The following is a 12,188-nucleotide window of genomic DNA, read 5'->3' on the forward strand; positions in this document are numbered from 1 at the left end:
GAAGCTTCAACGAAGCCCCCGGCCCTCCGACAGGTTAATTTTTTAAGCGATAGCGACTACTGCGTTTACGCAACGCTCCGTCAGAAAAGAGCTGTTCCAGCGCCTTTCTGGCTTCATCAAGTGACCAGCCAAAGTGGGCAGCCACTTCCCCTGCCGTCATTCCTTGACGGACCGATGCCAACAGCGTCAGAAGTTGATCAGAGGATTCAGGCGTCAACGGGGCGTCCTGCGTCTTCTGCGTTTTTACATCTGTTTTCACTTCTGGCTTCTGTTCTGGTTTCTTCGGCTGGCGCTTAAAACCGCCGATCAGCCACTGGGTATCATCGTCCGGTCGGCCGATTTCCTTACGGCTGATAACACGGCCTGTACGCGCAGCAGCGGCGCTGCCGGCATCCAGCGCTGCGCGGCACGCCGCCAGATCGCCTTCCACCACCAGCGTCAACCGGCCAGGATCGAGCACTTCGTGGCTAAGCAGGCGCACGTTCGCGGCTTTCAGCATGGCATCCGCCGCATCCACGGCAGCGACCATGCCATCCACTTCCAGTAATCCCAGTGCATTGATCATCACAACCTCTCTTACGCGCGCTGGATTGGGTTACGGGCAATATCCAGAACGGCATCGGCAAAGGCGTTACATGCAGCTTTACAAGCGGCCTGGCTACCGGTCATAAACGCAGCCGAATAGTTGGTTTCTGACGGCGGCGGAACGTAAGTCACCAGTTGTACATCGGCCGATTTCAGCGCAGCATCAATACCAAATGTCGCTTCCAGCGGCGGCGCCACCAGATACGCCATCGGATCGCCAAGCCGGCATCCTGCGGTCGCCGAGAGATACGAGCCGGTACGCGAAACCACATGCGCCAGGAAGGCGGTATCTTCTGCGTCATTCGCCCACTGAAACGCCGCGCCGCTTTCAATATTGGCTACCATCGCGTCCAGACCTGCGCGAACTTCTGCCGGGTTGGGTCCACCGAGCATAATCAGCACTTCACCCGAAGTTGGAGAGGGACTGTGCGCCGCGCCGGCATACAGCGAGCGGCCATAAACCACTTCCACCATTGCCTGTTTTGTCGCTTCGTCTGCGGCAATATACGCCACGTCATCAGAATCTGCTGTGATGAGTCCGAGGCTACGTATATGTGGCGGTAATTTAAGTTCACGGGCAAAACCGTCATTTACCGAGGCAATCACGCGCATTGCGGTGACTGAAGGTCTAATCAAATCTAATGCTGGCATGATGCCTCCTTAACGGGTCATATTGATGCCGGATGCTTTTTGCTCCAGCATGCGCTTGGCCAAATCCACAATGACCGCCGCCGCTTCAACCGGTGGCGTACCGCCCTGGTGAATGTTCGAGATACAGGTACGGTCAGCTTCAACGGTCGTCGCCACACGCGGCGAATAGACGGCGTAGCAAGAAAGGCTTTCCGACTGGCCCAGGCCCGGACGTTCCCCAACCAGCAGGATCACCGCTTTCGCGCCCAGCAGTTCGCCGATCTGATCTTCGATTTTCACGCGACCATAGCGAACAAAGAACGGCGTCCCGACCTTCAATCCGGCCTGTTTTAAGCCAGACAACAGCGGCGGCAGAATCTCTTCGTAGTTAGCGGTGATAGCGTCCGTAGACAGGCCATCAGAGATAATCACCTGCACATCCGGGTTCATTACACACTGTGATTTCAGCGCTTCAATGGCTTCCGCACTCAGACGACGCCCCAGATCCGGACGCGTCAGATACAGGTTTTTGTCACTGATTTCCGAGCGCACTTCCAGCAGCCCCTGGGCTTTTACCCACTCTTCCGGCACTTCTTTCAATACCGTATCTTTCGAACGCGAGTGGTCGGCCAGGAAGCGCAGCAGCGCCTGGGTACGCGGACGTGGACCGGCTCGACCGGTACATACACGCGCCGCAGTGCTGCGACGCAGTTCAGTCAACACCTCTGCGCGGTGTGGATTCTCAACGCCAATCCACGCTTTAGCCTCGGCTGAGCCTAAATCCATCGCACAGCTTTCACCGGTCGGCGCGGCGCACTGGGTGGTGCTGCATTGCGCTTGTACTGCCGGCGCTTGAGCCTGCGGCTGCGACTCACCCATTGACGCCATCACGCTGCGTACAATTTCTTCAATCTGTTTTTGATCCATCGTGTGTCATCCCCGCGTCATCAGAAGAACAGTGACGGATCGCCCGCCCGTTTGGTCAGGCGACCGTTTGCCATAATGCCCATGGTTTCCAGCCAGCGTTCAAACTCCGGCGACGGACGCAGGTTCAGCAGCTGGCGCACGGTCGCGGTGTCGTGGAAGGCGGTGGTCTGATAGTTGAGCATGATGTCGTCACCGAGCGGCATGCCCATGATGTAGTTGCAGCCAGCGGTGGCGAGCAGAATCATCAGGTTTTCGTTGAGGTTCTGGTCAGCATCAGCATGGTTGGTATAGCAGCAGTCGCAGCCCATTGAGATGCCGCTCAGCTTGCCCATAAAGTGATCTTCCAGACCCGCGCGAATAATCTGACGGTCGTTGTAGAGATACTCCGGCCCGATAAAGCCGACAACGGTGTTCACCAGGAACGGATCGTAGTGACGCGCCAGACCGTAGTTACGTGCTTCCATCGTCACCTGATCGGCACCGAAGTTAGCGCCAGCGGAGAGCGCAGACCCTTGTCCGGTTTCGAAGTACAGGCAGTTTTCCCCAGCGATACGGTTAAACTCAGCGCCCACTGCACGCGCTTCATCCAGCATGGCCAGCTCAACGCCAAACTCTTTTAAGCCTTTCTCGCTGCCGCAGATACTCTGGAAAATCAGCCCACCCGGCGCGCCGCGACGAATGGCTTCGATCTGGGTAGTAACGTGCGCCAGGACGCAGCCCTGGGTCGGGATATTGAATTTGTCGATGACGCCGTACACGGTATCAAGTACGCGGCTTAAGTTTTCCACGTCATCTGTTACCGGGTTAACGCCAATCACCGCATCGCCCGCCCCGAAGGACAGCCCTTCGTAGATTTGTGCCGCAATACTCTGCACGTCATCACGGGTGTCGTTCGGCTGTAAACGACAGCTGAAGGTGCCCGGCAGACCAATGGTGGTGTTGGCCTTTTTGATCACCGGCATTTTCTTACCGCCGTAGATCAGGTCCGCGTTAGAGCAAATTTTTGCTACCGCTGCGACCACTTCCGACGTTAATCCTTTGCGCGTAAACGCAATGTCATCAACGGAGGTTTCATCGCTCAGCACGTACTCGCGCAGCTCGCTGATACTCCAGTTTTTGATGCGGTTATAGGCCGTTTCGTTGACGTCGTCCTGAATCAGACGCGTCACGCAGTCCTCTTCATAGGAAATCACCGGGTTGTTGCGGATATCCGCTACCGTCATTTCCGACAGCACCTGTTTGGCCGCCACTCGCTCTTGCGAACTGGTTGCAGCTACCCCTGCCAGCACATCCCCCGAACGCAGTTCGTTGGCTTTTGCCAGCACCTCTTTAACATCCTTAAACTGATAAACATTGCCGAACAATGTGGTCTTTAGTTTCATAAGTCGTTCCCTCAGGAAGGAAATGCGAGTGATTTCACCGTCACCGGCACAACCGATCCGCCAAAAAGAGGCGTACCAATGTCGATATAGTCCCCCGCCCGGACAACCACCTCATCGATGACTGCCAGCGGGTGTTGCTGTAACTGTGGGCGTAACAGCATGCCCAGGGCTTTACCAAAATCCTGCTCGGCTACCACCAGCAGGGGATGCGGATTCGGATGGCGCGCGACAAAGGCCAGTAGCGCATCAATAACCGTTAACAGCGCGGCGTAGCGCACCGGCAGCGAACCGGGCAGCGCCAGCACGTAAGCGTCTGTTTGCGGGTCCAGATCGAGCTGCATCAGCGCTTGTTGCCAGGCGGCCACCAAATCAGCCTCATCAACCGGAATCGCCACCGGCAGATTGCGCAGCGGAAGCGCCACACCTTCCAGCCAGATGGTGCTGCCCGAAAGCGACAGCGTATGCGCACCGGCGCCAATCACCGTGGCGCGCACGGTTTGCGCCGGGAACTGCACGTTCATCTCACGCAGACGCGGATGTTCATGCAGCGCCGTCGCTAACAGCGGCCCAATATCGGAAAAACAGAATGGATCGGCAGGCTGGTTGCGGTAGCACTCGCCCACCCCGCCGGACAACGTAATCACTTCCGGCTTCACACCCGTCGGCAACAGACCGGTTTGCATCAGCGCCTGCGCCAGCGGTGACAGCGTGCCGTCAATCACCTCAACGATCAGCGCCGCCATCCGTCGGGCCACCTGAACAAGCTGCGCCGCATTGAGGGTCCGGGCGTCGGTGCCTGGACCAAATACGTCATCAACAATCATCTGTCCTGGCTGATGCGCATGCACCACCCGCCCCTGACCGTCCGTTTCCAGCAGCCGTCCGCCGACGTTCAGGCAGGCCGAACCGCTGACTTTTCCGGCATCGAACAGGACGTAGTTCGACGTCCCGCCACCGATGTCGATATTCAGTACGCGGCACAACTTCTGCTCTGACAGGGTTTGAGCCCCTGCGCCGTGACCGGCAATCACTGATTCCAGATGCGGACCGGCGCTGGCAACCACGAAGTCCCCCAGCGACTGAGAGAGCGTCATCACCGCAGGTCGCGCGTTGCGGGTTTTGGCACTTTCTCCGGTAATGATGATCGCGCCGGAATCGACGGTCTCAGGCGCAATCCCCGCCGCCTGATACTGGGCGAGGATCAGCGCCTTAAGTTCGGCCTCTTTCAGCCCGCCCTGCTTATCAACGGGGGTAAAGAACACCGGGCTTTGCCAGCTAATTTCGCGTTTGATGAATTCGTAACGCGGCACCTGCGACACTGCCGCACGGTTGACCAGCTCAAGGCGTGAGAAGATCACCTGAGTGGTGGTGGTGCCGATATCGATACCGACGCTGAGTAGCTGGCGAGTATTCACGATTGCGCCTCCGGGTTGGTTTCTGCTGGTGCCGGAATATCTTCGTCTTTCGGTACCAACAGCATAGCCACACCAATCGCCGTCACGCCGCCAATCAGCTTGCCGACAATCATTGGGAAGATCATCGCGTTCATGTTGGCCGCGGCGAAACCTAAGTGGTCACCCAGAGCGAAGGCTGCGGAGACCGCAAAAGCGCAGTTGATCACTTTGCCGCGGGTATCCATATTCTTCATCATGCCGAACATTGGGATGTTGTTCGCCAACGTCGCCACCATGCCCGCAGCCGCAATATTATTGATTTTTAACAGGTTACCGACGCTCATCAGCGGCTTTTCAAACCAGCGGGTCAGAAGCAGTACCATTGGGTACGCACCCAGCAGCACGCAGGAGATAGAACCGATAACTTCGATGGCGCGCATCACTTCACCCGGCTTGTCACCTGGTGCCATGAAGATAGGATCAAGACCCGGAATCAGTTCCCAGCCGAGCAGGAATTTGATCACCGCTGCCGCCAGACCGATGGTGATCAGCGCCACCAGGAATTTCGCGAAGATCTGGAAGCCGTTGATCATTTTTTCCGGGATGAATTTCAGTCCCAGCGCCACCAGCACGGCAACGATCAGCACCGGGATCATGTTCATCAGGATCAGCGCGAAGGTGAACTCCACTGGCTGCCCGTTGATTTCGACACCGGAGTACATCGCGATCAAACCACCCGCAATACAGCCAATCGGAATGGTGACGATCCCAGCCAGCACGCCCAGCGCCAGATAACGACGGTCGGACGGCTCAATAATCCCCAGCGCAACCGGAATAGAGAAGACCAGCGTCGGCCCCATCATCGCCCCGAGGATCAGGCCGGAGTACAGCCACGCCGCAACGTCGCCGCCAGCCAGTTCTTTCGCCAGGAAGAAGCCGCCCATATCGCACGCCAGCAGCGTTCCGGCAAACATCGACGGGTTCGCGCCCAACATTTCGTACAGTGGAATAATCACCGGCCCGAGCACATGCGCCAGTACCGGTGCCAGCGCGGTCATACCGACCATCGCCAGACCCAGCGCGCCCATCGCCATAAAACCTTCTTCAAACTGGCCGCCCGATCCCTCAATACTCTTCCCGAACTTACCGAGGAAGCGTGCCGAACCGCCGAACTGTGACAGGATCCTGTCCACGGCGGCAATCAGCATAAAGAACATCATGATGTACATGATGATTTCGTTAATTCCCATAACCTTCACTCCCTGTCATATGTGTATTTATTGTGCCGCCGCATACAACGCGATAATGTCGGCCTGCGTGGCGGTGCGTGGGTTACTGCGAATACAAATATCCTCCAGCGCGGCGTGAGCCCATGCGCTGTAATGCTCGGGCTTTGCCCCAACGTCAGAGAGTCGTTTGGTCTGGCCCACTTCGCTAATCAGCTCGCTGACGGCGTTGATGGCATCGCGATCGTCCGACTTCTTGTTGGTTAACGCCCGTCCGATATGGCTGAAACGCTCACGACACACCATGCGGTTGAAACCCATTACTGTGGGCAGCAGCATGGCGTTAGCCTGTCCATGTGGGATGTGCAGCGTCGCACCCGGCTGGTGCGCCATCGCGTGACACAGGCCCAGCCCCGCGCTGGAAAACGCCATCCCGGCCATACAGGAAGCCAGTAGCATGCTTTCTCGCGCCGCCAGATCCTGACCATAGCCAACGGCCTTCGGCAGCGATTTACCTATCATCGCAATCGCGCCAATCGCCAGACTGTCGGTAAACGGCGTCGCGTTCAGAGCGCTATACGCTTCAACGGCGTGCGTCAGCGCATCTATCCCGGTCATCGCCGTTACGTGTGCGGGCACACCTTCCGTCAGCGCGGCGTCAAGAATCGCCACATCCGGCATCAGGGTTGCGTGGGCCAGCACTTTTTTAAGCCCGGTCGCAGCGTCGATAATCACCGTGACATTAGTGGTTTCTGAACCCGTTCCGGCGGTAGTCGGTACGGCAATCAGCGGCAGACGCGGGCGTAACGCGCTGCTCTCATCCATGTCTGCCAGCGTCTGGGTGGGATTGGTCACCAGCAACGCCACGGCTTTTGCGGCATCCAATACGGAACCGCCACCAAAGGCCACTACGCCGTCGCACTTCGATTCACGCAGTTGCGCGACCGCCGCGCAGACGTCCGTAATGCACGGTTCGCCCACCGGACATGGCCACAGCGTCATCGCCACGCCTTTCATCGCCAGGCTGCGTTCCAGTGCGGCGGTCATCCCCGCCTGGTGCAGGAAACTGTCGACCATGACGAACATATGCGTCAGGCCGCGCGTTTGTGCTTCCTGTCCGCAGGTACTGAGCGCTCCCAGTCCACACAACGTAACCGGTGGAACGCTAAACGTTTTTACGCGTTGCAGATTCAGGGTATCGAATGCCTGAAAGAGCGCGGTCTGCAATTCAGCTTGCATAGATTCCTTCCGCTTTTTCTTTTCCGCTATTTGCAATCGCCAGCGGGGTCATAAACAGGCTGTGCTGGGGTAAATGCACCTGCAGTTCCGGGAAACGCTTACGAAACAGTTCATCAACGCCCGGCTGCATACAGGAACCACCGGCCAGCCATAAATCTGCCACGCCCTGTCCGGCAATATGGTGAGCCACAATTTCCGCCATTTTTTCGTAGACCGGCTTAACCACCGGCCAGATTTCTTTACCGTTGCTGCGTTTGTACTGCTCCGCCTCTTCCAACTGGATGCGACGGTTCCCGGCAAGCGTCAGAGAAATGTGGTGCCCGCCGGTCGCTTCATCGGCGGAGTAAGTCACCTTGCCTCGCTTCACAATCGCAATCCCGGTGGTACCGCCACCGATATCCACCACGCCAGCGTTATCAAGCTGCAACAGGTCCGCCACCGCGGTCGGTTCGTCGAGCACATGACTGACTTCAAGCCCGGCAGATTCCAGCACGTTGATCGAGATCCGTGGGTCAGTTCCCGGTGGAAACGAGGTTGCCGCGTGGGTAAAGCGGCACCCCAACTGTTGTTCGAGCGTATCGAGATGGCGACGAACGATGGTCACCGCACCGAAGAAATCCCAGACGATGCCATCGCGCACGACGTCGGCCCAGTCCAGGCAAACTGCAACCGGCTGTCCGTCACTGTCGACAACCATCGACACCACATCACACGTCCCCAAATCCACGCCCAGCCACAGCGGTGAATCGCTCTTTACGGGCGTCTGGTTACATAGCGTTGCCGCTTTTAGCAATCTGGGTGTCAGCCAACGTTGTTCGTCGTGCGCCATGTCGTTCACTCCTTATACAATTCTGAAGGCATCCACCAACACACAGCGACGCAGACGCACAAACGTGCGTGCGCTGGTCACCCCTTCCCCGGTTGGCGTGGTAATGGTCATCGTGGTCCAGCCTTCGCCGCCGAGTCCAAGACCGGCAATGCACGGTCCGTTCTTAACGAAAATGCTGGTATCAATGGCGTTTGCCATGCGGTTCATGTTGTCGATATTGCGTGAGTGCATCGCCGCCGTATGGTGACAGCCGCCTTCAAGCTTGACCGCCAGTTCAATGGCCTCATCGACGTTGGCGACCCGCACGACCGGCAGAACCGGCATCATCAGTTCGGTTACGGCAAACGGGTGAGTCGCAGAGGTTTCGACGAACAACAGCCGGGTTTGCTCCGGTACGTTCAGACCAATCGCCGCAGCGATTTTTCCTGCGTCGCGGCCTACCCAGTCACGACTGACCGTGCCTTTACCGCGTTCATCGACATTTTTCAGCAGCACCGGTTGCAGCTGTTCGGCCTGAGCCGTGGTCAGCTTGACTGCATGCTGGCTTTCCATCAGACGCATCAGCTCATCAGCGACGCTATCGACCACGATCAGCACTTTTTCGTCGGCGCAGATAATGTTGTTGTCAAACGAAGCGCCTTTGACGATCGACTGGGCTGCGCGTGCCAGATCAGCCGTTTCATCAACCACCACCGGCGGATTTCCCGCACCGGCGGCAATCAGACGTTTGTTGGTGTGCTTACGCGCGGCATCCACTACGGCTTCACCGCCGGTCACCACCAGCAGGCCGATGCCTGGGTACTTAAACAGACGCTGGGCGGTTTCAATATCCGGATTGGCCACGGTAACCAGCAGGTTTGCCGGTCCGCCTGCTGCAACTACCGCCTGGTTAAGCAGAGTGATAGCGCGCTGAGACACGCCCTTGGCAGCCGGATGCGGTGCGAAGACCACGCTGTTGCCAGCCGCAATCAGGCTGATGGCGTTGTTAATAACGGTCGCAGCCGGGTTGGTGGACGGTGTCACCGAGGCCACCACGCCCCACGGCGCGTTTTCAATCAGCGTCAGGCCGTTATCACCGGTCAGAACCTGTGGAGACAGGCATTCCACGCCCGGCGTGGCGCGTGCCTGCGCCACATTTTTGGCAAATTTATCTTCAACGCGTCCCATGCCGGTTTCTGTGACGGCAAGTTCCGCTAATTCTCGGGCATGTTTTTCGCCCGCCTCACGTAGAGCCGTGATAGCCAGTTGGCGCATGGCAACGCTTTTCAGCCCTTGCTGGGCCAGTTTTGCTGCCGCCACTGCGTCATCCAGGGAGGCAAAAACGCCCATTTCTTGAACGGCACTGACGGGTTGGCTGCTGTCTTTCATTTTCAGCAGTACCGCTTTCACGACCTGTTCAATATCCTGTTGATTCATGATTTTCTGCCTTATTTATGGAAGATCACCTGACCACCTGCCACCACTTCATCAACAATGCCAATCACGCACAGATCGACAGGTGATGATTCGTTACGGTGCGCCTGACGGGCTGAGCTTCCGCTGACCAGCAGCACCCACTCTCCGGTTCCCGCCCCAATGCTGTCGATAGCAACAGCACATTGCCCGTCGGGATTTCCGCAGGCATCAATCATTTCCACCATCAGCAACTTGTCGTGCGCGAGCCCCTGATGGCGTACGGTACAAACAATTTGTCCTGTGACGATTGCCAGTTTCATACGCGCCTCCGTGGCATATTTCAGGTAAAACCTCCCCCTACCCTCCGCAGAAGGTAATGTGAAAAGGAGAGAGGGTGACGCCAGCAATGAAGTCTGTGGCGTCACATGGACGACTTACATGTCGTTGCTGTCGCCTTTAAAGCTGATCGGGAACACTTCTTCCAGATCGCCATGCGGACGCGGGATCACGTGTACGGAAACCAGCTCACCAATACGCTGTGCAGCAGCAGCACCAGCATCCGTTGCGGCTTTACATGCCGCCACGTCGCCACGGACCATTGCAGTAACCAGACCGCCGCCGATCTGCTTCACGCCGACCAGTTTCACGCGTGCCGCTTTAACCATTGCGTCAGAAGCCTCAATCAGTGCAACCAGGCCCCGGGTTTCAATCATTCCTAATGCTTCCATTGTGTTTTCCTCTCATTAAGGGGTCCAGAACGGGACCTAAACAACCAGTGTGTGTGAGGCGTTTTCACGACTCATGTCAGTCTGACGCGGCACTGCTGCCACCAACGCCAGTTCGATAATTTCCTGTACGCTACAGCCGCGAGAGAGGTCATGAAGCGGTGCGGCAAGCCCTTGGATCAACGGACCTACGGCACGATAACCTCCCAGACGCTGGGCGATTTTGTAGCCAATATTGCCTGCCTCCAGCGATGGGAAGACCATCACATTGGCATTGCCCTTTAACGGACTGGCGGGCGCTTTTTGCGCGGCGACATCCGGAACAAAGGCGGCATCAAATTGCAGTTCCCCATCCACGGTAAGCTGCGGGGCACGCTCACGAACGATCTCCGTAGCCTGCTGCACGTTAGCGACGTTGGGATGACGAGCGCTGCCTTGACTTGAAAACGACAGCATGGCCACGCGCGGTTCTTCACCGGTGATCGCCTGCCATGTCTGCGCGCTGGCAATCGCAATATCCGCCAGCTGTGCGGCTGTGGGCTGCGGCACGACGCTGCAATCGGCAAACCCTAATGCCGGCCCGAGGTACTGCGGCAGCATCAGGAAAATTGACGACAGCGTTTTACAGCCTGGCTGTAACCCAATAATGCGTAACCCAGCGCGCAGCACGTTTGCTGTCGACGACAAATTGCCCGCAATACAGACGTCAGCTTTACCCGCGCTAACCATGGCGGCGGCGAACATCAGCGGATCGTTGAGTTTTTCCAGCGCATCTGCAGGCGTTTTATCTCCCGCGCGGGCCAGCCAGCGCAGCGCAAACTCTTCACGCATGGACTGGTTGCTTTGCGGGTCGATAACCTGAATGCCATCCATCGCTACCCGATGGCTGAGGGCAAACTGGCGCAGCGCAAACGGACTGGCGACGAGAACAGGATGTGCCAGACCGTGCTGATGCAGGTAATTTGCCGCTTTCAACACCCGAACATCCAGCGCATCCGGGAACACCACCCGTGCAGGTGAGCGCTGGGCGAGTTGACGAGCACGTTCAATGATCATTGCTTCTCCCCCAGTCGCTGTTGAATTTGGCTAACCGTCAGTGGATGCTTCGCTACGCTCAGAATCATCATCACGTAGACCGTACTGGAAAGGCGATTGAGCGCCTGCATGATGTCCGGTCGCATCACGTCAAAACTACGGGTGATGAATACCTGGGCCGCCACCGTCTCCGTTTCACGGACTTTGGTACGCAGCAGATTAAGCAACGCGCAATCACGGCCATGACTGGCTTCAGGCACCAGATGGTCGTGGTCCAGATAGCGCAGCGGCTGATGCGAAAGCCGGTGTAAATCTTCGTCGCTTAAACCGACAATAGCTTGTGCTGCCAGCGGCTCGTCGATAGCGTCGGCGCGCATAATGTTGCCCAGACGCGAACGGATATCCGCCAGCCACGGCTGCCACGGTTCCGCCAGCTCTATCTGCAACCACACGGCCAGGGCGATGGTGCTGTCCAGCGCGGCGCGAAATCCCAGGCGCGGGTCACTTTTAGCGACCATCTTGTCCGCTGTCAGATGCGTCAGCGTGTCTGCTTTCTTCACCACCGGTTGATGACACAGTTCGCAACTGGCCTGTGGATGCGTATCGCTGCTGGTTAAACCATGCACCGGCTGCGGCTGCTGTTCTTCGTCATCAATAAACAGGCTGCCCTGCTCGTCGATAAACTTAATGCGCAGATGTCGGCTTTCCAGTAATTCCCGGGCAGATGGCGTCAGGCGAGCATCAGCGGGGAGATGAATTTCAGCCCCTTCGCTGAGCGTATGATTCGCTCTGAGCCATGCTTCGGTAATGAAATCCTTCAT

General features: G+C 57.6%; 13 protein-coding genes. All 13 read right to left on the bottom strand.

The features are described 5' to 3' along the window. Positions 1-34: 34 nt before the first annotated feature. Positions 35-565, bottom strand: a complete 531-nt coding sequence (eutK, locus tag ABIE10_RS11955; protein WP_016157100.1) for an ethanolamine utilization microcompartment protein EutK — start codon at positions 563-565, stop codon at positions 35-37. An 11-nt stretch (positions 566-576) separates the two neighbouring features. After that, positions 577-1,236, bottom strand: a complete 660-nt coding sequence (gene eutL, locus ABIE10_RS11960) for an ethanolamine utilization microcompartment protein EutL (RefSeq protein WP_016153946.1) — start codon at positions 1,234-1,236, stop codon at positions 577-579. Positions 1,237-1,245: 9 nt separating this feature from the next. Beyond that, positions 1,246-2,142, bottom strand: coding sequence for an ethanolamine ammonia-lyase subunit EutC (gene eutC, locus ABIE10_RS11965; protein ID WP_016153947.1), 897 nt, complete (start codon positions 2,140-2,142; stop codon positions 1,246-1,248). Between the two features lie 20 nt (positions 2,143-2,162). Beyond that, positions 2,163-3,524 (bottom strand): ethanolamine ammonia-lyase subunit alpha, encoded by a 1,362-nt coding sequence (eutB, locus tag ABIE10_RS11970; RefSeq protein ID WP_003038029.1) that lies wholly within the window; start codon positions 3,522-3,524, stop codon positions 2,163-2,165. 11 nt (positions 3,525-3,535) lie between these two features. Further along, entirely contained in the window at positions 3,536-4,939 is a 1,404-nt protein-coding gene (gene eutA, locus ABIE10_RS11975) for an ethanolamine ammonia-lyase reactivating factor EutA (protein ID WP_016153949.1), read from the bottom strand. Beyond that, positions 4,936-6,168: an ethanolamine utilization protein EutH gene (gene eutH, locus ABIE10_RS11980; protein WP_047501618.1), complete on the bottom strand. Its 1,233-nt coding sequence runs from the start codon at positions 6,166-6,168 to the stop codon at positions 4,936-4,938. The genes eutA and eutH overlap by 4 nt, the downstream gene beginning before the upstream one ends. Before the next feature lie 27 nt (positions 6,169-6,195). After that, positions 6,196-7,383, bottom strand: coding sequence for an ethanolamine utilization ethanol dehydrogenase EutG (eutG, locus tag ABIE10_RS11985; RefSeq protein WP_016153951.1), 1,188 nt, complete (start codon positions 7,381-7,383; stop codon positions 6,196-6,198). Further along, the gene (gene eutJ, locus ABIE10_RS11990; RefSeq protein WP_016153952.1) at positions 7,373-8,212 is read right to left on the bottom strand and encodes an ethanolamine utilization protein EutJ; all 840 of its coding nucleotides are present in this window, start codon (positions 8,210-8,212) and stop codon (positions 7,373-7,375) included. Before eutJ ends, eutG begins: the two co-directional genes overlap by 11 nt. Before the next feature lie 12 nt (positions 8,213-8,224). Next, a complete protein-coding gene (locus ABIE10_RS11995) occupies positions 8,225-9,628 on the bottom strand; it encodes an aldehyde dehydrogenase family protein (protein ID WP_016153953.1) in 1,404 nt (467 codons plus the stop codon). Between the two features lie 11 nt (positions 9,629-9,639). After that, positions 9,640-9,927, bottom strand: a complete 288-nt coding sequence (gene eutN / locus ABIE10_RS12000) for an ethanolamine utilization microcompartment protein EutN (RefSeq protein ID WP_016153954.1) — start codon at positions 9,925-9,927, stop codon at positions 9,640-9,642. A 114-nt stretch (positions 9,928-10,041) separates the two neighbouring features. Beyond that, on the bottom strand, positions 10,042-10,335 hold the full coding sequence (gene eutM, locus ABIE10_RS12005) for an ethanolamine utilization microcompartment protein EutM (RefSeq protein WP_003835054.1): 294 nt from the start codon (positions 10,333-10,335) through the stop codon (positions 10,042-10,044). Positions 10,336-10,371: 36 nt separating this feature from the next. Further along, the gene (pta, locus tag ABIE10_RS12010) at positions 10,372-11,388 is read right to left on the bottom strand and encodes a phosphate acetyltransferase (protein ID WP_016153955.1); all 1,017 of its coding nucleotides are present in this window, start codon (positions 11,386-11,388) and stop codon (positions 10,372-10,374) included. Continuing rightward, the gene (gene eutT, locus ABIE10_RS12015) at positions 11,385-12,188 is read right to left on the bottom strand and encodes an ethanolamine utilization cob(I)yrinic acid a,c-diamide adenosyltransferase EutT (protein WP_049282277.1); all 804 of its coding nucleotides are present in this window, start codon (positions 12,186-12,188) and stop codon (positions 11,385-11,387) included. The genes pta and eutT overlap by 4 nt, the downstream gene beginning before the upstream one ends.

The sequence above is a fragment of the Citrobacter sp. 506 genome, assembly GCF_050434985.1.
In the GTDB taxonomy this organism is placed as follows: domain Bacteria; phylum Pseudomonadota; class Gammaproteobacteria; order Enterobacterales; family Enterobacteriaceae; genus Citrobacter; species Citrobacter braakii.

What these genes read in the sequence shown, in the direction of transcription:
- eutN (WP_016153954.1), bottom strand. Translation starts at nt 9,927, where the DNA reads ATGAAACTGGCAATCGTCACAGGACAAATTGTTTGTACCGTACGCCAT.
- eutG (WP_016153951.1), bottom strand. Translation starts at nt 7,383, where the DNA reads ATGCAAGCTGAATTGCAGACCGCGCTCTTTCAGGCATTCGATACCCTG.
- ABIE10_RS11995 (WP_016153953.1), bottom strand. Translation starts at nt 9,628, where the DNA reads ATGAATCAACAGGATATTGAACAGGTCGTGAAAGCGGTACTGCTGAAA.
- eutT (WP_049282277.1), bottom strand. Translation starts at nt 12,188, where the DNA reads ATGAAGGATTTCATTACCGAAGCATGGCTCAGAGCGAATCATACGCTC.
- eutM (WP_003835054.1), bottom strand. Translation starts at nt 10,335, where the DNA reads ATGGAAGCATTAGGAATGATTGAAACCCGGGGCCTGGTTGCACTGATT.
- eutJ (WP_016153952.1), bottom strand. Translation starts at nt 8,212, where the DNA reads ATGGCGCACGACGAACAACGTTGGCTGACACCCAGATTGCTAAAAGCG.
- eutL (WP_016153946.1), bottom strand. Translation starts at nt 1,236, where the DNA reads ATGCCAGCATTAGATTTGATTAGACCTTCAGTCACCGCAATGCGCGTG.
- pta (WP_016153955.1), bottom strand. Translation starts at nt 11,388, where the DNA reads ATGATCATTGAACGTGCTCGTCAACTCGCCCAGCGCTCACCTGCACGG.
- eutH (WP_047501618.1), bottom strand. Translation starts at nt 6,168, where the DNA reads ATGGGAATTAACGAAATCATCATGTACATCATGATGTTCTTTATGCTG.
- eutK (WP_016157100.1), bottom strand. Translation starts at nt 565, where the DNA reads ATGATCAATGCACTGGGATTACTGGAAGTGGATGGCATGGTCGCTGCC.
- eutB (WP_003038029.1), bottom strand. Translation starts at nt 3,524, where the DNA reads ATGAAACTAAAGACCACATTGTTCGGCAATGTTTATCAGTTTAAGGAT.
- eutC (WP_016153947.1), bottom strand. Translation starts at nt 2,142, where the DNA reads ATGGATCAAAAACAGATTGAAGAAATTGTACGCAGCGTGATGGCGTCA.